This window comes from Spirosoma radiotolerans, from assembly GCF_000974425.1.
Taxonomy (GTDB): Bacteria; Bacteroidota; Bacteroidia; order Cytophagales; family Spirosomataceae; genus Spirosoma; species Spirosoma radiotolerans.
This window is the reverse complement of record NZ_CP010429.1, coordinates 6,072,541-6,093,536: the sequence shown is the minus strand read 5'-3', so window position 1 is coordinate 6,093,536 and position 20,996 is coordinate 6,072,541. Positions and strand designations below refer to the sequence as shown.

Here is a 20,996-nt window from a genome sequence, read left to right as displayed (position 1 = left end):
CATTCGCGCTTTCGTTTAGGAAAAAACGATATAATTACTGTTTTTATCTGCTTTTAGTTAGCCATAAATAGCTGGATAAAAGCAGATAAAAACAGTAAGAAAAGAAGCAAGAAAAACGAGGTAATGACCAAACGGCCTACTATATCCCTCTGCCCTGGATTAACCGCAAAATAATGGCTATAACCGCAATTACCAGCAGGATATGAATAAGTCCGCTAGTAGCAATACCCGCGCCTAAAACGCCCAGGAAGCCTAGTAACCAGATGATAATGAGAATGACAGCGATGGTATACAGGAGATTGCCCATGGTTTTTTGTGATAGAGAGTGAACGATTAATTGGTTGACTGTTGACAATTACAACCTATATTTTTTTAAAATGTTTGGTCTGTAACACTTCGCCGGTTAAACCAATGTGTTCATTTACCCATCTAATGCAAAGAAATAGGCCAGCTGCTAAACTCGATTTTTCTTATTATCATAAACGTAGTTCCTTGCCTTTTGTGGCTTTATTTGTCTTCGGTCATTGTATCAAGATTGTAAACTTATAAACAAAATGCAATGAGCTATATTTAGTTCGCTTGGTTTAAGCTGATGTTTGAAAAATGTTTTTTTGCTACATTAAACTTAAGTTTTGGTAGAGTCAGTATAGACTTTTTTAGCCTTGGTCAATTATTCATCACGTTAAAACTATTCTTCAGCAAGTACATGATAAAACAGCCGATGCAGACAGGTTTTGTGCTCATTCCAGGTTACAAAGATCCTCAAGATACACAGAGGATGATCAGATTAGAAGGTAATGGGAATTACACAATTATTCATTTTGCTGATAGCTCAAAAATTTTGATGGTTGCTCAAACATTGAGATATTTTGAAGAGCAAATTCCCAATTTTATTCGGGTTAACAAATCTGCATTAATCAATCCTGCTCATGTTGACGAATTAATTCGAACAGGACCAAAAACCATGCTTTTGCGTCTGGACGACGGGCTGGAGTTACTCGTTTCCCGCCGTCGGATTAGTGATGTAATAATGAAATTGGCAAGTTGATCCAGACTAATTCGATTGCCTGATAACTGTGCCGTTGCGAATCTTACTCAGACCGCAAACTTTTGACCGGATTCATCAGGGCCGCTTTGATGCTCTGGAAACTCACCGTTAGCAGGGCAATCCCGATAGCCAGCAGACCCGCCCGCACAAATACCCACCAGCCAATGTCAATCCGGTAGGCAAAATCCTGCAACCAGTTAGTCATGGTCCACCAGGCAAGGGGGGAGGCCAGCAGAAGGGCAATGACAACCAGTTTGACGAAATCTTTTGAGAGAAGGGCTACGATGCTGACGACCGATGCGCCGAGCACTTTGCGAATACCAATCTCTTTGATACGCTGGCCGACACTGTGCAGGACTAACCCGTATAAACCTAGGCAACAGATCAGAATAGCCATGCCGGTAAAGGCGTTGATGAGCCGGGCAAGGAGCGATTCGGTTTGGTAAAACCGGGCCACTTGTTCGTCCATAAACTGGTATTCAAACACTTCATTCGGGAATAGTTGCTGCCACGTTTGCCGGATTCGCTGGAGTGTCTGCGCTGGATTATGCCCCGAGATTCGGATACCCGCTCGGGCATACCAATCAGCTTTACTGGCGATTAAACAAGGTCCTATGGCCTCCCGAAGTGATTTCTGATGAAAATCTTTCACCACGCCAACAATGGGTAGCGGAACGGGCGAGGAATAGTACTGGAGTTTTTTGCCCAGGATCTGCTGTGGGTTGCTGAAGCCAAGCTGGTGAGCCAGCGTTTCATTAATCAGGTATTCCTGGACGGTGTCGCTGGGCACTATATTACGACCGGCTACCAGTTTTAAGCCGTACGTTCGGACGTAGTCGGCATCGGCCAGCCGGTCCCGAACGGGAAAAAGAACCCACTCGTTGCTCCCGTTAAATTTAAAGGAGCCGCCAAACAACTGATCACTCGATGGAGGGCGGTGGCTTAAACTGACCGACACAATGTCGGAATACTGCGAGATCTGCTTCTTGAACGCTTCCTGCCGGGCCTTTTGATTGGCTGGTACTGATACAAGCACGACATTTTCTTTCTGAAAGCCCAGATCGGCCTGCTGTATGTATCGAATCTGATTTGCCACGACCAACGCTCCGATAATGAGCGACTGACAAACGACAAACTGCGTGACAACCAGCACCCGCCGTACGGTAAAACCCCGCCCCGAAACACCCGTAAGCTTTCCTCTCAGCGCAGCCCAGGGCGAAACGCCCGACAGAACAGCGGCCGGATAGCCACCCGCCAGCAGCATAATGATCACCAATAGCAAGCCGATGAACAGGGACGTAGATGGGTCGATCTGTAACGTTAGCGGTGTCTGAACCCAATCCGTGAAGGAGGGAAGCAGCAGTGCCACCAGCAGCAGCGCCAGCGTGGCAGAGGCTAAAACGATCAGGCTTGTTTCGAGAAGAAACTGGCCGACTAACTGACTCCGTGAACTGCCCAGCGTTTTGCGAACGCCAACCTCTTTACCCCGTCGGAGCGCCTGGGCCGTGGCCAGATTGATGAAGTTGATGCAGGCCGCCACAATCAATAACACACCAATGATGCCCAGCGACCAGATCATCGAAGCACGAATCGTTTCGCCACCCCGCTTCACGTCGACGTGAATGTCTCGTAAAGGCTGCGTGTGAAACTGATAGAATTTTGCCTCTGCGCCGTATTGCTTCCGGGCTAACGCCGGGAATGCTTTTTCAAGACTCAGGGCCGCTTCCGGATCTTTGAGCCTGACATATAGCCGGTTGGTGCTGTTAAGAAATCCCCAGTTGGTTTCCTCATACGCGGGATCGATTTGCTTTAACGTAGCCATCGAAATAAACAACCCCAGATTCGTGTCGGTCATGGGCGGTGGGTCGGCCACAACGCCCGTGATGGTTACCTCCGTTTGATTATTGATGGTTAGGGTCTGCCCAATTGGATCGGCGTTCCCGAAATATCGCCTTGCCCACGATTGGATCAGCACCGCGCTGTTGGGCTGACGAAGGGCGGTTTTGGGGTTACCCTGCAGCCATGTATAATCGAGTATGTCGAACCATTCCGGCTCAACCTGGCCCGTGCCTTTGTGTTCGAGAAAACGCAACGGAGCAGACTGTCCCATTGCCGTCCGCCTGACCTGAACGGTTAACTCCCGGTTCATGATCAGGAATGCCGCCTGTTCCACCTGCGGATAATCTTTCCGGAGTGTTGCGGCCATAGGCAGGGGTGCTTCCGGATTGTACTCAATGGAGCCATCGGCCAGGTGAAGGTCTGTGTTTATTCTGAAAAGTCGGTCCAGATTAGCATGGTGCCGGTCGATGCTTACATGATGGCGCAGGAACAGAAAAATCAGTAGTCCACCCACCATCCCAACGGACAGGCCAATGATAGTCAGCAACGTATATATAAGCTGGGAGCGGAGGTTCCGAAGGGCGATTGTAACGTATGAACGTAGCATAAATGGATTTGTGTAAATCATTCACTGCGCAAGCTCGTTACCGGATTGGCCAGGGCTGCTCTGATCGTCTGGGTGCTGACAACCAGCGCCGTCAGCAAAGCCAGACAACCAGCTACCCATGCAAACGGCCACCAGGACAGCTCCGTGCGGTAAGCAAAATGAGTAAGCCAGTCACCCAACAGATAATACGCGATTGGCCAGGCGATACCATTGGCAATCAGCAGGATCAGGACAAACTCCTTCATAAACAGGTTGACGATACCCAAAGTCGATGACCCCAGCACTTTCCGGATACCGATCTCCTTGGTCCGCTGGGTCACGTTCAGCGAAACCAGCCCCAGTACACCCAGCAAAACGATGAGCAGCGCAAGTGTAGTAGCCAGCCGCGATGCCTTCTGTAATTGAATCTCGATCTTATAGAGTTTCTGAAGCGTGTCGTCCATGAAGGCGTAATCGAACGGGGCATCGGGGAACAGGCGCGCCCACTCGTGTCCAACGGCTGCTACCGTTTCAGGTAATCGGCCAGAGCCAGCCGCGATCTTAAACGAAAAGTAGCGGTAAATAGGGTTGCTGCGGTTGTTGAGGAAGATAAGGGGTTTGATCGTTTGGTGGAGAGAGCCGAAGTGAAAATCGGTGAGAACGCCACTCACTCGATACCGCCGGTTGTTACCCTGAAACCGCACCAATTGATCAATCGCCTTTGCCGGGTTGCCCCATCCCAACGCCCGTGCAGCGGCTTCATTCAACACAACGTTCAGGGAATCACCCGGATTGGCGGTGAAATAGGCTCCTTCCCGAACGCGCAGACCATACGTTTTCGCAAATTGCTCGTCGGTCGTCAGCACCTCAGCAACGATGGCCTGCGTGCTGTCGCGCCCCTGTGGAAACAGGCGACCACTACCGCTCGTTCGGCCATCGGGAATTTCAAACGAAAGACTCACATGGCTCACACCAGGAATGCGCGCCAGTTGGTGTCGCACACCTTCCATTCGCTGTACGCCCTCCCGCGACCAGTCTCGGGGCACCGACGACACGGTCAGGATTTGCTCTTTCTGGTAGCCTAAATCTTTGCTGAAGAAAAAAGAAACCTGTCGGCCAATCACTACAGCGCCCACAAAAACCAGGATGGCCACCGTGAATTGAAACACAATCAACGCCCGGCGAAAGCCGATGCCCTTTTGCACCGATGCCGTCAGCTTACCTTTCAGTGAATCGACAGAAGGCAGCCCGGACAGCACAAAAGCCGGATAGCTACCAGCCAGTAAGCCAATGGCTAACGCCAGTATCATGACCGCCAGGAAGGCGTAAGGCGACCAGCTTATTACCGACGGTATTGGTTTGTCGAGCAAAGCCGCGAAGCTCGATCGAAACAGTTCATAGCCGCCTAAGGCCAGCACCGTAGCGCCCGCGGTTAAGAGAAGCGCTTCGACCAGAAACTGAGCAATTACCTGCTTTTTAAGGCCACCCAGCACTTTCCTAACCCCAATTTCCCGCAACCGCGTAGCTGACATGCCGATGGTAATATTCACGAAATTGACCACGGCCATCAGCAGAATGAAGAGCCCAATAACGGCCAGTGTAAATACCATTTTTTCAACCAAACCAGCGTTTGCCTTCAGGTATACTGTTGATAGAGGGCTGAGGTAAGCGGTCAGGTTTTCTTTAAAACCGGGAGGGGCATACGTAGCCAGCGTTTGGGTAATGGGTTGAGTTAGCTGGTCGGCGGTTATGCCCGGCTGTAACTCCAGATAAGTAGGAATATACTGATTCTGCCAGGAGCGCATAGCGGCTTCCGGCATAAAATAACCAACGTTACGCATCGGAATAAACACCTGATCGGGCAGCGATAACAGGTTGGTGACGCTGTTAAAAGGTAGTTCTTTCAGGATGCCCGTAATGGTAAATACCTGCTTGCCACTTGCCGGCGTCTGTACCGTTAGTTGCTGGCGAAGCACATCGGTTTTACCGAAATATTTTTGAGCCAGTGCGGCCGTAATAACGATTGAATTAGGGGCCAGAAGTGCCGTGTTTGGATCGCCATAGTCCAGCGGAAAGCCGAACATGGAGAGTAGGGTTGAGTCGCCAACCTGGATTTGTTCTCTAAAGTGATTCTGGTCTTTCGACACAATGGCTGTGACACCGTAAAACCGGTAATAATTGGCTACCAGCGTTGGGTATCGCTCCTTGAGCGTGGGGCCAATGGGCGCCAGCGTGGTTATGTCCATGCCCATACCTGGCTCTTTCCATCGGCTTTGCACAAGGTACTGCTGAGAACCATGGCGCAAGGTTTTGTTAACGGCTAGTTCGCCTAGAATGTAGTTGCCAATTAGCAACAGAAACGTAATACCAACCGTTAGGCCGAGTAGCGTAACCAGAGCGTAGAACCGACGCCGGAGCAGGTTGCGTAGCGCGATTTTTATGTAATTCTGAAGCATGAGTCAACCGGTTTAGGCGTAGCACTTATTGATTAGCACCAAGAAGGGATTTGCTGCCGTGAAGGTATTAACTATCGCCTTTTGTTTGGATTCTTGCCTGAATTACAGTGCGTTAAAAAATGTTAAGCTTTTCGGTTGTGTTGATTTTGAATAAATTGACTTCACGTATACTACAGCAAGTTCCAAAAAAGGAAGGAACCACAAAGGCATAGAAAACACTGAGGGCCATGCACGAAAAGTAAATCTCAAAAACCTCTGTGTTTTCTGTGACTCCGCTTCGGCGGTCCGATGTGGTTCATTAAAAGCAGGTACCTAATCTCCTCAGTTCGGAATCAGGCCATGTGGCGGGGTCGAATAGTGATGCATCTACCCAAAAATCCCCGATTTGGCTTTCTGCCCAGCGCTTCCTAGAAATGCTTTTCTGGATAGACCACGACTGGGCAACACGTGTTGGAATAGACTGTGGTAAGTGGCACTATGCTAGGCATAGCGCTTTATGGGCGGAATTGAGAAATAGTCCCTATAAAGTAGAACAACCAGACTTTTTTGTTTTACTTAGTCTACTCAGCCTGTTATATGCGCTCAGCTGGCCTGCTCTTGTTTGTTTGGTTGACCAGTCTCATTCTGTCAGTGAGTTGTGTCGATCCTGAAGACTTATCGCTACGGGGCACCGTCGACTTAATTGTAGTGGATGGCTCTATAACCAACTTAGCCGAACCCCAGTTGATCCTCTTGAATCGATCTAAATCCGATCCTTTGACAGGACGATTTGGTACAACACCCATTACCAGGGCGAGCGTTGAAGTAGTTATTGATTCTTCTCAAATTATTAGCTGCCACGAAACGGTGGATGGCACTTATCAATTACCCAACGATTTTCGGGGGCAGGTAGGTCATGCCTATCAACTCCGCTTTACCCTCCAAAACGGCACTCGGTACATATCCAGCCAGCAAATTATGCAACCGGTGCCTGCGATTGATAAAGTCAGCTCACGCTTTAATCCTAGAGCCATTTCGCCCCCTATTGGGAACTTCTATACGGCAGGGCACGAGCTATACATTGACTTTACCGACCCGGTCAACGAGCGCAATTTCTACCGTTGGGACTGGAAACTTTGGGAAAGACAGGAATGGTGTAAAACCTGTTACCAAGGCATTTATTCGATCTTTACTGTTAAAGCTGACTTGACGCAGCAGGGCGATATAGGCAATATCTACTACTATACATCCACTAACACGGACTTGCTGGAAGATTGCTACTATGAATTGACACCCCCGCCTTACTCTAAAAAAAACCCGTTACCCGAATATTTGTATGACTACAATTGCCGAAGCCAGTGCTGGGAAATTATTTATAGCCATAACACCAACGTTTTCGATGATCAATTCAGTAATGGCGGACACGTATTGGCTCGTAAAGTAGCGAATATCCCATTCTATCAGCAGGCCGCCTGCTTAGCCGAAATTCGCCAAAGTTCATTAACGGCTGATGCCTACCGGTATTTTCACCTGTTTCAGCAACAGACTCAAAATACAGGCGGCTTAGCTGATACGCCACCCACGGCACTGATTGGTAACGTATTAAATGCAGCAAATCACCGGGAAGGGGCAGTAGGCTATTTTACAGCATCGGCGGTTTCAACCAGCCGTTACTGGCTCGATCGAAAAGACGTATCAGGCCGTTCGTTAGGGAATTCCGACCCTGCCAACCCATCCATGCTGTTGGGAGCCGAATTATTCTTTGCGCTGAATCTCCGCCAGCCTAAGCCAGAGCCATCCCCTCCCTATCAACCTGAACTTTACCTGATCAGTAGTCCTCCCCGTCCACCAACTGCCGTCTGTGCGCCCAGTAATAGCAAAACACCTTATAGACCTGAAGGCTGGCGAGACTAATTTTGTTGTGTAAGTGCCTTACTGTTCGTCTACTAGTAGCTCTGCTCAATGAATAAGTGTCAACAGCCACTTATGCATGTTCAATAACCATTGTCCGTACTTTCCCATTCTCAAAGCGGTAGACATGATTGATTTGACCATCGCTCACTATCTGTCCACTTAAATCTCTGATGACCTGGTGAACCTTTACCGCAATCTGACCACCAGGCTTTATCTCAAACGAGAGCGGCTCTACCGTAGGATTGATTTGTTGCCATTGGCGTAACCAATAAGCGCGTACCTCATCATGGCCAGCTACATAGCCACCTTCCCACCCGTTGGGCCAGGCCACATCGGTGTGCATATGGGCCAGGACGGCATCAATATGGCGGGCATTAAAATCCAGATAAAGCTGACGAAGAATGGGTTGATAGTCCATGGCTTAGTAAACGGTTTGAGACAGGATTGAATGAGTCAAAGCTAAGCCAGGTTTTCATCGGTTGAGCGTCGGTATCGATTGAGATTTTGACAGGTTTTCTTGAGAAGACTACAACGGCTAAGTTGTTCTAGACGTGGTCTTGCGGTTCAGATACGCATGAACGCCGGGTCTGTCTTTATTCCGATCGTAAACTTTTGATCGGATTCATCAGGGCCGCCTTGATGCTTTGGAAGCTCACCGTGAGTACGGCAATACCGATTGCCAGGAAACCGGCTACCACGAAAACCCACCATTCAATGTCGATTCGGTAGGCGAAATCCTGCAGCCAGCGATCCATGGCATACCACGCAACAGGCGACGCAATGATGATGGCCATCAGGACAAGTTTCAGGAAGTCTTTGGAGAGCAGCGCCACCAGACCGGGTATGGACGCGCCAAGCGTTTTTCGAATCCCAATCTCTTTTGTCCGAAGGCGGATCACGTACATAGCAAGCCCCAGCAGACCCATGCAGGCGATAAAGATCGCCAACAAGGCAAACACCCCAAAAATTCGTTGGGCGACCTGCTCCGACTTGTACAAGGCGCTCCAGTCAGCGTCGAGGTACGAGTAATGAAAGGGTTGATCGGGTAGGTATTGCTTCCAGACGCGTTCGATCTGGCTGACGACGGAGGCTGGCGCATCGGCCTGTATCCGTACCGCCAGCTCATTGTCGACCCGACGGAAAAGCCGGTCATTCAGGATAAACAGCGGACTGATGCGCTCGTGCAGTGAGCCAAAATGAAAATTTTGGACGACGCCGACGATGGTGTAAGTGACAGGCGGACCACCCCGAGTTGAAAAATTATCGGGACTGGTAATTTGCTTGCCAACGGGATCTGTCAGCCCTATTTGGCGGGCTGCTTCCTCATTGAGAATCACCGACAGCGAATCGTCGAACTGGCGGGTAAACGGGCGCCCGGCCAGCATACTCATCCGTAATGTTTGCAGGTATTGTTCATCAACCACGCACCCTTTGCCCGTAATGGTTTCATTCTCGCCATTTTTTCGGAAGGTAATCCCGAAAAATCCTTCTTCGCCGGGGGCGCTGCTCGTTCCTCCCACGCTGGCAACGCCAGCCAGTTTAGTAATCTCCTGCTTAAAGGCTTCTGTGTTTTTATCCAGAAATCCGGCACCCTTTAGCTTAAGAACCGATTCTTTCGTGAAGCCTAACTCTTTCTGCTGAATAAACGCCAGTTGACTGAATACGACAATCGTACTCACGATCAGTAGCACAGATATGGCAAACTGAAAGACCACCAGTCCATTCCGTAACAAATGGCCCTGTCGGGTGGAAGAAAACTTACCTTTCAGGACTTTAATTGGCTCGAAGGCCGAGAGTACACCCGCCGGATAGCTGCCCGCCAGCAGGCCAACGGCAATGGCTCCTCCAAATAACAACGGCAGCGTTTGCCAGCGTACCAGCGACAGCAGGGTAAGAGCTTTGCCCGCCAATGTATTGAATGGAGCCAGTAAGGTAACAACCAGCACTAAAGCCACGATCAGGCTAAACAAGCTAAGCAGAACCGATTCGGTCAGAAATTGAGCCGCAAGTTGATTAGTTGTCGAACCAAGCGATTTACGAATGCCTACCTCCCGCGCCCGCTCCGACGAACGGGCCGTAGATAGATTCATGAAATTGATGCAGGCAATCAGCAACACGAAAGCCGCAATAATGGAGAAGATAGAAACCAGTGAGCGGCTACCGTTGGCCTGTTGTTCAACTTCGAGGTGCGAATCGAGGTGAATACTGCGCAGTGGCTGGAGAAAATAGAAATAGCCGTTGCCCGCCTTTATATAGTCACGGTAAGAAACCCCAAATGTACGCTCTACTTCGCCTGCTGCGTATTTTTCGACTACGGCAGGCAATTTGGCCTCAACCGTTTCGGGGCTGGTATTCGGTTTCAGCAGTAAATAGGTGTAAGCCGAGAAACCAATATGATTGGGCTGTTCGGGTTCCGGTCCCCGCGCCGATACCAGAAAATTAAATGTGAAATGAGTATTATGGACTGGATCGGCACAAATGCCTGTCACCTCCAGCTTCGGCCCCTGCACGATTTCCAGCACTTTGCCTACTGGATTGGCAGACCCGAATAAGCGAGCCGCGGTGCTTTGGGTCAGTACAACCGTGTTGGGGCGGGTCAGTGCCCGCTCGGCCTGGCCACGCAGAAAAGGCACCTGAAAGACCTGGAAAAAGGTCGAATCGACACCTTGTACACCCCGCTCTTCAACCGTGCGGCCGTCAATCTTAAAGAGAACCGGGTCGTTGTTATTGCCAAAACTAAATACACGGGTAGTCTGCTCGATTTCAGGAATTTCTTTCTTGACCGATTGCGCGTACGAAGGGGGAATAACGGCGTATTTAGTACTGCGGCCCGGATACCGGCGCTCAAGCGCCATACGGTAGACACGCTCGCCGTTCGACCAGTGCTGATCGTAACTCAGTTCGTCGGCCACGTAGAGCACAATGAGCAGACAGCAAGCCATACCGATGGCTAAACCGGCTATGTTGATAGCTGTGTTGGCTTTATGTTTGGCCAGATTCCGAAGCGCAATTTTAAGGTAGTTATGTAACATATAAAGAGTGCAACCGCACTGGTCAAGAGTTAAATACGGGACCTGTTCATCTTGATGGCGCAAGGCTCTAGCCTTATGTCTATTATTTTCCGGCCTCTGGCCGGTATTATAAATAACTTAGTTGCATACCGGCCAGAGGCCGGAAAATAGTAGACACAAGGCCCGAGTCTTGCGCCATCGCGTCGACATTACTCGCTTCGTAAACTCTTCACCGGATTCATGAGGGCGGCTTTTATGCTTTGGAAACTCACCGTTACAAACGCGATGCCCACAGCCAGTAACCCCGCCATCGCAAAAACCCACCACTCGATGTTGATTTTGTAGGCGAAGTCGTTCAGCCACTGGCTCATGGCGTACCAGGCAAGGGGAGAAGCCACTAAAAGCGCAATCAGAACGAGCTTTAAAAAGTCTTTAGAGAGTAAACCAACAATACTGAAGACACTGGCGCCGAGCACTTTCCGAACGCCAATCTCTTTGGTGCGCTGCGCCGTTGTATAGGCCGATAAGCCAAACAGGCCCAGGCAGGCCAGAAAGATGGATAGGAACGAAAAAATGCTAAAAATGAGTCCGGTTCTTGTTTCGGCAGCGTAGAGCTTGCTGAACTCTTCATCCATAAATTCGTAGGAAAAGGGCCGGTCGGGGATGAGTGTCCGCCATTTGCTTTCCAGAAATCGGAGCGTGTTGGGCAACTGACTGCCCGATAGTTTAACCAGCAGAATCTCACCGCCATTCTGCGGAAAAAGAACCAGTGGGCCAATTTTCTGCTTCATCGACGCGAAGTGAAAATCGGCCACAACGCCTTTTATTTCGCCCAGTCGCCCATTCATATCCAGCCACTGACCAATGGCTTGCTGGGGTGTCCAGCCAAGTTCTTTTACGGCGGCCTCGTTGAGAATAAACCGACTTCGGGTGAGGCTGTCATTATCCGTGCGCGAGATACGGTCCATGTCGGCGGCATTCAGGTTGCTGCCCGCAATCAGTTGTAAACCCATCGTGGGTACGTAATCTTCATCGATGGTCAGTCCGGCTACCATTTTCCGCTGATCGGCCGCCATGTTAGCACTGCGCATCCCATACCCGCCTTCCACAAATACCGGCGAATCAGATGCCAGTGATACATGTTGAACATCCGCATTTTGCCGGAACTCACTTTTTATGGCCGCTATTTTCTCATTGACCTGCTTATCAACGGGAAGCATCAGCACATGGTCTTTGCTGTAGCCTAATTTCTTTTGTTGCACAAAGGCCAACTGGTTGCGAACCAGCAAGGTGCTGATGATGAGGAAGGCGGTAATGGCAAACTGAAAGACAATCAGCGCCCGCCGAAACTGACCCGCTCCAGCGGTTTTCAGATGCCCTTTCAGGACGCGTACCGGCTCAAACCGCGTCAGTACCAGGGCCGGATAACTGCCTGCGATCAAGCTGACAACCAGGCCAATACCTACCAGAAGCAGGAGGTTGCGGGGTTCGAACCAACTGCTAACTGAAAACTGCCGGTCCGACAGGTCGTTGAATACCGGCAACGCCAATGCCGCCAGCAACAAGGCCAGCACCAGCGCAATGGACGTAACAATCACCGATTCGCCAATGAACTGCCCGAAGAGTTGCCCGCGCATGGCACCCATCACTTTCCGTACGCCCACTTCCTGCGCGCGCTCCACCGCCCGCGAGGTAGCCAGATTGACGTAGTTGACGCAGGCAATCAGCAGAATGAGCAGAGCTATCGACCCGAAAATATAGATGTAGGTCAGGTCGCCGTTGGGTTCGAAGCTGCCCTCAACCTGCGAATACAAATGCACCCGACGCAGCGGCTCCAGATTATACGTCAGGTAACCCCCCGCCGACATTTCCTCTTTCCCGAACTGTGTTTTCATGAAGCCCGGAATTTTGGCCTGTAAAGGGGTCATGGCTTCGGGTTTACGAAGCAGTAGATAAGTGGCGTAATTGGACGAGAACCACTCTTCGTTTTTTGCTGCGGGCAGCGTTAGAAACGACGTCAGCAGGTCGTATTTGATCTGCGAATTAGCGGGACTGTCTTTCACAACGCCCGTAACGGCATAATCCCGAAACGACCCGCCCGTATTGATGCGAATCGTTTTACCCACCGGATTCTCGTCGCCGAAGTATTTGCGGGCTGTGCTCTCCGACAGCACAACTAGGTTTGGGGCAGCCAGTGCCGTTTGGGCATTGCCTTTCAGGAGCGGGAATGAAAACAGGGTAAAGAAAGCCGAATCGGCGAAGACGATCCGTTTTTCGCTGAACTGCCGGTCGCCGGTATTGACAACTCCATCCCGGTTAATGAGCCGCACGCCCGATTCTATTTCGGGAAACTGCCGCCCAAATTCTTTCACGACTTTGGTACCCGTTTGCGGGATTTTGGCGACCTTACCCTCCATGCTGTACTCCATGGTTACGCGCACAATTCGGTCGGCTTTCTGCTGAAAATCGTCGTAGCTCAGTTCATGGGTGATGTACATGAACAGCAATAGGCACGAGGCCAGACCTACGGCCAGCCCAACAATATTGATGCTGGAGAAAACCTTGTTTCTCCACAAGTTTCGAACCGCAATTCGGAGGTAGTTCTGGATCATACTTTTGGGCTTTGATAGCGCGAGGCCCGAGCCTCGTGCCATCCAATACGACATTACTCGCTTCGTAAACTCTTCACTGGATTCATGAGGGCGGCTTTTATGCTTTGGAAACTCACCGTTACAAACGCAATGCCCATGGCCAGTAAACCCGCCAGCGCAAATACCCACCACGCAATGTCAATTTTATAGGCGAAGTCGGCCAGCCAGGTGTTCATGGCATACCAGGCAATTGGGCTGGCTATAACAATAGCAACCACAACCAGCTTCAGGAAATCTTTGGAGATCAAGACCACAAGGTTAGGTATGCTGGCACCCAGCACTTTGCGAACGCCAATCTCTTTGGTCCGCTGCTGAATCGAGATCAGGGCGATGGAAAACAAACCCATACAAGACAGCAAGATGGCAATGCCAGCTGCCGAGGAGAAGATGGTTGCCAGCCGCTGTTCCTTTTTATACCAGCGCTCGGTGTTTTCATCCAGAAATGACCCGATGAATTCCTGCTTGGGGGCAATCGTTTTCCAGGCGCTCTTGATGATGTCCATCGCGCCCATCAGGTTTTGCGGATTGACGCGGACCAGAATATACTGGATTGGGTTTTTTGACTGCATCTGCAGGGCAATCGGTTTGGCTTTCTGATGCAACGAATACAGGTTGAAGTCCGAGACGACGCCAACGATCTGAAACGATTTGTTGTCGGGCTTAATGTACTTGCCAACGGGATTGGCTTCGCCCAATGCCTTTGCCATGCTTTGCGTAATCAGCACGGCTGAACTCGTATCGGTGCTGAAGTCGGTGCTGAAATCACGGCCCTGCACCAGTTTAATGCCCATTGTTTTCAGGTAATCGGTGTCTATTCGTAACCAGTCGCAGGTGATATCGCGTTTGCCGTAAAGAAAACCGAATACCATCCGGAACGAACTATTATCCAGGCCCGCGCCAATGTTCACACCCGACCCCGATACGGCGGTAATGTTGGGTTGGTTGGCCAGCCGGTCGCGCATGGCTTTCAGGGCTACTTCGCCGTTAAGTTCGCCCCCTACCGGAATACTGACCACCTGTTCTTTGGCCAGCCCCATGGGTTTCTGCTGCAGGTAGGCAATTTGCTGGTGAACGATGATGGTGCAAACAATGAGCAGACAGGCAATCGTAAACTGGCTCACAATAAGTGAATTACGTAACAAGCCGGGCCGACTCACTTTCACGCGGCCTTTCAGTACCTCCACGGCATTGAAACGCGTCACAAACCAGGATGGGTAACCCCCGGCTATCAGCGAAATAAGCAAAAAGCCCAATCCCGTTGCCAGTAACGTACTTGTATTCAGGAAGTCGGTCAGCGCCAGATGGCTTCGGAAGAGTCGGTTAAACGTAGGCAAACTCGCATAAGCTAGCCCCAGACCAATGAAAAGAGCGGTCAGGCAGAGCAACAGTGTTTCGCCCCAGATCTGCCCGAACAACTGCCCCCGCCTGGCGCCCAGCGATTTGCGGACGCCCACTTCCCGAGCCCGCGAGAGCGATTGGGCAATGGTCAGGTTAATAAAATTGATACAGGCAATGGCTAATATAAACAAGCCAACCAGCAATAGTGTGTACACATAAGCCCGGCTAATGCCCTGGCCATGTGTCGTTTCCGTATTGAAATGGACCTCCCGCAGGGGTTCCAGCAGCAGGCTTTTCTGAAAGCCCAATTCATTTTTGGGGTAGCCCTGCTTCTGCTGATCTTTAATTTCCTGGGCAAAATATTTTTCTATAAAGGCCTGCGTCCGACGCTGGAGCGTTTGCGGATCGGTTCCGGCTTTCAGCTTGATATACACATCATGATTGCCGTGGTCCCAGCGGGTTTTGTTTTCCTGATAATCCGAAGCATTGTCACTGCGAATCAACGCATCGAAATCGAAGGTGGAATTTTTGGGCGCATTGCTCATGACACCCGTCACGATAAAAGCCTGCCAGTTGTCGTTCAACCGCAGCTGAAGCGGTTTCCCAATGGGATCTTCTTTTCCGAAAACGTCCTGCGCCATTTTTTCGCTAATGACAATGTCGCTCAGGCTATTCATTGCCGTTTTAGGATTACCCTTCTGAAACGGGAACGTGAACATGCGCAGGAAATCAGGATCGACCATTCTGACATCTTTGCCAAACGTTTGGCCGCCCCGCCGAACGCTCGCACTTCGGTCGAAAAAGCGGGTAACACCGTCAACCTCTGGAAACTCAGCTTTCAGGGCCGGTGAAATCGGGTAGGGCATGGTCGCCCCTTTGTCGGCTGTGCCATCGCGGTTGGAGGAGAGAAAGTTGAGCCGGAATATTCGGTCGGCATCCGCATGGAACGAGTCGTAGGAGAACTCAAACGTAGCGGTCAAAAAAAGCAACACACATGTACCAAACGCTACCGACAACCCAACGATGTTGATCAGCGTGTGCGTACGGTGTTTCCAGAGAGTACGTAGGGCAATTTTGAGGTAATTGCTGAACATGAGTGTTCCTGCTAAATTTGTTTAAAATGAATTCCTTCTGTAGAGCCGCAAGTAGGCGGCTCTACAGAAGGATGGTTTGTTACGTATAAATTGCTGACGCATATGAGCCGCATACTTGCGGCTCTACGACGACGATGACAGACAATATTATTCTGATCGCAAACTCGTTACCGGGTTCATCAGGGCGGCTTTGATGCTTTGATAACTCACTGTCAGGAACGCGATCAGAACGGCCAGCGTACCGGCTATACCAAAAATCCACCAGGTCAGGTCTGCGCGATAAACAAAGGTATCAAGCCATTTTCCAAGGGCCCACCACGCCAGTGGTGTGGCCAGGACAAGAGCAATCAGGACTAATTTCAAAAAGTCTTTGGAAAGTAACCCAACGATATTGGCAACCGATGCGCCCAGCACTTTTCGTACGCCGATTTCTTTAGTCCGTTGTTCAGCGGTGAAGGCCGCCAGCGCAAACAGGCCCAAACACGAAATCAGGATCGCCAGCATACCGAAGTAGTTGACAAGTGTGTTCACCTGTTGCTCACTCCGGTAGAGATTCTCGTACTCCTCATCCACAAAGTGGTAATTGAACGGATAATTCGGGTTGAATTGCTTAGCGAGTTGCTCAAGATCACTAATGGCCTGCCGGGTTTGTCCGGGTCGGGTTTTCACCAGCAGATAACTCGTATTCCGGCTGTCGAAGCAAAGAATCAATGGGCTGATCGCCTGATGCAGCGAGTTCAGGTGAAAGTCTTTCATAACCCCGATAATCTGACCTTTGCCCATCCAGAACGTAACCTCTTTGCCAACTGGGTTTTTCATACCCGGCGTGGATTCGCTCATCAGTTTGGCCGTCGCTTCATTGATGATGTAATTGGCCGAATCGGCGGGGCTGTCTACGCTGAAATCACGGCCAGCGGCTAGTTTGATGTTCATGGTGCGCATAAAGTCGCCCCCTACAAACATGCAGGCCACACTGGTTTCCAGTTTGGGGTCTTTTCCCGCCCATCTTAAATCGCCGGAGGTACTTTGCACGTTGACCGGCAGCGACATGGTCGTTGTGGCAGACGCTACGGTTGGCTTCCGCATCACTTCCTGCCGGAAAGCTTCCACCTTTTTGGGTTGGGCAATTTCACCCTCCAGCGGGATGTACACCACGTTCTCGCGGTCGAGGCCAAGGTTTTTCGTGCGCAGATAATTCATCTGCCGCCCAATAGCCAACATACCCACAATCAGGAAGATGGACAACGAGAACTGAAAAACGACTAGCACCCGCCGGAACAGGGCCGGACCGGAACCGAACTGGAGCCGTGACGGTGCTCCGTTTCCTTTCAGGATTTTGATCGGCTGGAGCGAGGATAAAAAGAAGGCTGGGTAACTACCGGACAGAATACCCGTAATCAGCACCAGTACCAGAATACTGATCCATAGCGACGGATCGGTTGCACCAAGCGTCAGCTGCTTTTCGAAGAGGGTGTTGAAGGTGGGTAAAAGCATCCAGACAAATCCAATCGCCAGTATCACAGCCAATAGGCTCATGATAATCGATTCGCTCATAAACTGCCCGATCAACGACGACCGCAGCGCCCCCACCACTTTCCGGACACCTACCTCCTTGGCCCGCTCCGACGAACGAGCCGTGGCCAGGTTCATGAAGTTGATGCAGGCGATGAGCAGAATAAACAGCGCTACAACAGAGAATATACGGACATACTCAATTCGACCGCCCACTGGCTGTCCATTTTTGTATTCACCGTAAAGATGCAGATCGGTTATTGGCTGGAGGGTTGGCCGCCCTGTCGCGAAATTTTTTCCCGCAAAACGAGGGTAAATACTGGCCATAGCGGCTTCTGCCTGCGCCTGTGTTGTGTTGGGTTTCAGGCGGACAAAGGTCTGGAATGAATTGTTGCCCCAGGTTTTCATCCAATCCTGCTGGTGTTGCTTCCAGTTAACCAGCCAGTCAAACTGTAGCGTAGAGGTAGTGGGTAAATTGGCAATGACGGCTCCGACAACGTAGAATTTGTTGTTGTCGAGTTGCAGCGTTTTGCCTAAAGCCAGCCCATTCGGGAAATACTTTTCCGCTAGTTTCTGGGTGATAATAATCTGGTTGGTTTGAGCTAAAGCCGTTTTGGGATTACCGTAGATAACCGGTAAGTCGAAGACGCCAAAAAAATTGTCGCTCGCATAATGGCCTTTTTCTTTGGCCGCTTTCTCGCCCACTTTAATCAGCGTCTCATTGGCGAAGTTAATCTTCGTCGTTGCGGCTACCTCTGGCACATCCTGCGCTATGGCTTCCTGCAGCGGACCGGGTGTTACGAAGTTCGTTACCGTTTCGCCATTGTACGGAAAATTGACCCGCACGTAGTGGATCCGTTCCGCATCAGGCAGAAAACGGTCATAGCTCAATTCGTCCTTTACCCAAAGACCAATTAGCAGGCTGCAAGCCATGCCCAGTGCCAAACCAAAGACATTGATACCCGAATAGAGTTTACTTTTCATTAAACTCCGAACGGCAATTTTGAGGTAGTTGCGGAACATGGTGGTTTCGGCTAAATTTGATATACCAAAATCGTAAACACGTAGACAATAGCTGCTAATGATAAATTATCCAGATCCCCGAGCTGAAAAGTTTATGGTTCATGACGACGGTGTCGATGCTCCAATGCCAGAGACAATGCTCGGTGAATACACAAGCCCCACACCTGATTTAATCCTGTTCGATATCCAGACCGACTAGACGCCCGTGATCATTGAAATTTGTCAGACACGCGGAGCCAATGGCGATCTTGAAAAGATTATTAATCTAATTGATGGCGAACTGTATGGTATTCATGAAGGCTTCGTCTTTAACTACAAAACGCAGCAGTAGCTCCGCTACCAGCTTGGCGATGGCGGAGTGGCTACCCATTCATCGTTCTCGGAGGTGTTGCAGGTAGACTTAAGCACATTTCTGTAACCCCTCTTTTCGAGCATCCTAAACGTGGAAATTTTCCGTTACTACTTTCCCGTCGAACAGGTTCACCGTACGGTGCGCAAACCCGGCGTCGTAGGGTGAGTGAGTCACCATGATGATGGTCGTCCCTTCGTCATTCAGCTCACCCAGCAGTTTCATCACTTCTTCCCCGTTTTTCGAGTCGAGGTTACCGGTCGGTTCATCGGCCAGAATCAGCTTGGGTTTGGCGACTACGGCCCGGGCAATGGCCGTCCGTTGCTGCTGACCGCCCGATAGCTGTTGCGGGAAGTGATTCCGGCGGTGCATAATGCTCATCCGTTCCAGGGCTTCTTCAACGCGCTTTTTACGCTCGTCGGGTGGCGTTTTGAGGTAAAGCAGCGGCAGTTCGACGTTTTCATACACGGTCAGTTCGTCGATCAGGTTAAAGCTCTGAAAGACAAAACCGATGGAGCCTTTGCGGAGTTGCGCCCGCTGCCGTTCGGTCATTTTGGCAACCTCGGTGCCATAAAAGTTGTATTCGCCTTCGCTCGGGTTGTCCAGCAAGCCCAGAATATTGAGCAGAGTGGATTTGCCGCAGCCCGATGGCCCCATAATAGCCACGAACTCGCCGTCTTTAACATCCATGTTGATGCCATTCAGGGCGGTGGTTTCTACTTCTTCAGTCGAGAAGAGTTTCTGAAGGTTAATTGTCTGGATCATAGTGAAAAGTTTGTCTGAACCGGATGGGATGGCGTGAGGCTCCAGCCTCGTGCCTGTTATTCCTCGGCCTCTGGCCAAAAGTCCGGCTGGAAGCCGGGTAATAAACGGCGCGAGGCTGGAGCCTCACGCCATCTATTTTTTAAAATTCTAAAACTTCGTTATCGCCAAAATTCTCATAACTGCTGGTAATCACCTGTTCGCCGGGTTGCAGGCCGTCCAGTACTTCATAAAATTCCGGGTTTTTGCGGCCCAGGGTAATCTGACGCTTGACCGCCCGTTTCCCCGACTTATCGACTACGTACACCCAGTTGCCACCCGTATCGGAGAAGAAACCGCCAACGGGAATCAGGGTCGCTTTAGCCGCCTTTCCTAATTCCAACTGAATGGGCGACGACTGGCCGCGCTTGATACCCTGGGGCGTGCCGTTCACAAACGTCATATCCACTTCAAACCGGCCGCTCTTTACTTCGGGATAGACCCGCTTGATTTCAAGTTCGTGCATTTTTCCGTTGAATTCAAACGAACCTTTCAAGCCGGCGAAGACCCGGCTAATGTAGTGTTCATCAATGCCAACCCGCATTTTGAACCCATTCAGGTCATCAATCTGGCCGATGTTCTGGCCCCGGTTAATATTTGAACCAACTTCTACATCAATGCTGGATAGTTGCCCTGACACCGGTGCTTTTACCACCAGGTTATCGAGTGTCTGCTGCCAAAGAGCCACATTTCGTTGGGTACGTTGCAGCGTGCCTTCCAGTTGTTTAATCTGAAATTTCGCGTTTTCTTCCTGATACTTTTGCGTTTCGATTTCAATGGTACGCTGGGCTGTCAATCGCTCGTAAGCGCGTTTCGCTTTCAGATAGTCTTCTTCCGACACGACTTTGTCTTTGTATAACTTTTCCTGCCGGTCGTAGGTATCTTTCGCCTGAGAAATCTGGGCATCTACATCTGCCAGGGTTTTGCGCAACGTAAATCGTTCGATCTGAATTCGCTGACGGGTATTTTGCAGGTCATTGACGAGTCGGTTGGCTTCGGTTTCGGATTGCAAAAAACTTAGCTTCAGGCTTTGGTTTTCAAGTTTTAACAAGACTTCACCCTGCTTGACCGTATTCCCCCCTTCAACGAGTTTTTGGGTGACGTAGCCCCCTTCAATGGCATCGAGCCGGATTGTTTTTAGCGGTTGCACAACACCCGTTACGGCAATGAAATCTTCAAATGGTCCTGTTGAGACTGCTGAAACGGTGATTTTATCTTTTTCAACATTAAGCTTCGACCGCCGATCGGCGAAGAGGAATGTGTAAGCTAACAAGCTTATAACCAATACGCCACCTCCAAAAATAGCCAGGCGTTGGGTTGTCCAGAAACGTTTAGGTAAGACGCGATCCATTACTATTAAAGCGCGAAAGAGTGAAAGGGTGAAAGAGCGGGACA

Annotated in this window: 14 protein-coding genes; 4 read left to right on the top strand and 10 right to left on the bottom strand. The window is 50.4% G+C overall.

Features of this window, described 5'->3' with window-relative positions; translation table 11 throughout:
• Positions 1–139: 139 nt before the first annotated feature.
• Entirely contained in the window at positions 140–307 is a 168-nt protein-coding gene (locus SD10_RS29565) for a lmo0937 family membrane protein (protein ID WP_148562506.1), read from the bottom strand.
• Between the two features lie 399 nt (positions 308–706).
• On the opposite strand from SD10_RS29565, the gene SD10_RS24700 reads away from it, so the two are divergent.
• The gene (locus SD10_RS24700) at positions 707–1,048 is read left to right on the top strand and encodes a LytTR family DNA-binding domain-containing protein (protein WP_158500595.1); all 342 of its coding nucleotides are present in this window, start codon (positions 707–709) and stop codon (positions 1,046–1,048) included.
• Positions 1,049–1,091: 43 nt separating this feature from the next.
• On the opposite strand, the gene SD10_RS24695 is transcribed toward SD10_RS24700, so the two are convergent.
• Together SD10_RS24695 and SD10_RS24690 are read right to left on the bottom strand one after the other, a co-directional pair.
• On the bottom strand, positions 1,092–3,494 hold the full coding sequence (locus tag SD10_RS24695; RefSeq protein WP_046580110.1) for an ABC transporter permease: 2,403 nt from the start codon (positions 3,492–3,494) through the stop codon (positions 1,092–1,094).
• A gap of 17 nt (positions 3,495–3,511) precedes the next feature.
• Positions 3,512–5,929 carry an ABC transporter permease gene (locus SD10_RS24690; RefSeq protein ID WP_046577622.1) on the bottom strand — a complete coding sequence of 806 codons (2,418 nt, stop codon included), beginning with the start codon at positions 5,927–5,929 and terminating at the stop codon, positions 3,512–3,514.
• Positions 5,930–6,505: 576 nt separating this feature from the next.
• Here SD10_RS24690 and SD10_RS24685 point away from each other — a divergent pair.
• Positions 6,506–7,822, top strand: coding sequence for a DUF4249 domain-containing protein (locus tag SD10_RS24685; protein WP_046577620.1), 1,317 nt, complete (start codon positions 6,506–6,508; stop codon positions 7,820–7,822).
• Between the two features lie 70 nt (positions 7,823–7,892).
• Here SD10_RS24685 and SD10_RS24680 read toward each other — a convergent pair whose 3' ends face one another.
• From SD10_RS24680 to SD10_RS24660, 5 genes are all read right to left on the bottom strand, one after another.
• Positions 7,893–8,240 (bottom strand): nuclear transport factor 2 family protein, encoded by a 348-nt coding sequence (locus tag SD10_RS24680; RefSeq protein WP_046577618.1) that lies wholly within the window; start codon positions 8,238–8,240, stop codon positions 7,893–7,895.
• Positions 8,241–8,415: 175 nt separating this feature from the next.
• Positions 8,416–10,854: an ABC transporter permease gene (locus tag SD10_RS24675; RefSeq protein ID WP_046577610.1), complete on the bottom strand. Its 2,439-nt coding sequence runs from the start codon at positions 10,852–10,854 to the stop codon at positions 8,416–8,418.
• Between the two features lie 188 nt (positions 10,855–11,042).
• A complete protein-coding gene (locus tag SD10_RS24670; RefSeq protein WP_046580109.1) occupies positions 11,043–13,445 on the bottom strand; it encodes an ABC transporter permease in 2,403 nt (800 codons plus the stop codon).
• A 53-nt stretch (positions 13,446–13,498) separates the two neighbouring features.
• Positions 13,499–15,916, bottom strand: coding sequence for an ABC transporter permease (locus SD10_RS24665; RefSeq protein ID WP_046577607.1), 2,418 nt, complete (start codon positions 15,914–15,916; stop codon positions 13,499–13,501).
• Between the two features lie 147 nt (positions 15,917–16,063).
• Entirely contained in the window at positions 16,064–18,451 is a 2,388-nt protein-coding gene (locus tag SD10_RS24660) for an ABC transporter permease (protein ID WP_046577606.1), read from the bottom strand.
• 58 nt (positions 18,452–18,509) lie between these two features.
• On the opposite strand from SD10_RS24660, the gene SD10_RS30195 reads away from it, so the two are divergent.
• Positions 18,510–18,650: a hypothetical protein gene (locus tag SD10_RS30195; protein ID WP_227699063.1), complete on the top strand. Its 141-nt coding sequence runs from the start codon at positions 18,510–18,512 to the stop codon at positions 18,648–18,650.
• Between the two features lie 6 nt (positions 18,651–18,656).
• The gene (locus SD10_RS30330) at positions 18,657–18,782 is read left to right on the top strand and encodes a hypothetical protein (protein WP_262507334.1); all 126 of its coding nucleotides are present in this window, start codon (positions 18,657–18,659) and stop codon (positions 18,780–18,782) included.
• Between the two features lie 105 nt (positions 18,783–18,887).
• On the opposite strand, the gene SD10_RS24650 is transcribed toward SD10_RS30330, so the two are convergent.
• Positions 18,888–19,565, bottom strand: coding sequence for an ABC transporter ATP-binding protein (locus SD10_RS24650; RefSeq protein WP_046577604.1), 678 nt, complete (start codon positions 19,563–19,565; stop codon positions 18,888–18,890).
• Positions 19,566–19,704: 139 nt separating this feature from the next.
• Positions 19,705–20,952 (bottom strand): efflux RND transporter periplasmic adaptor subunit, encoded by a 1,248-nt coding sequence (locus tag SD10_RS24645; protein WP_046577601.1) that lies wholly within the window; start codon positions 20,950–20,952, stop codon positions 19,705–19,707.
• Between the last annotated feature and the right edge of the window lie 44 nt (positions 20,953–20,996).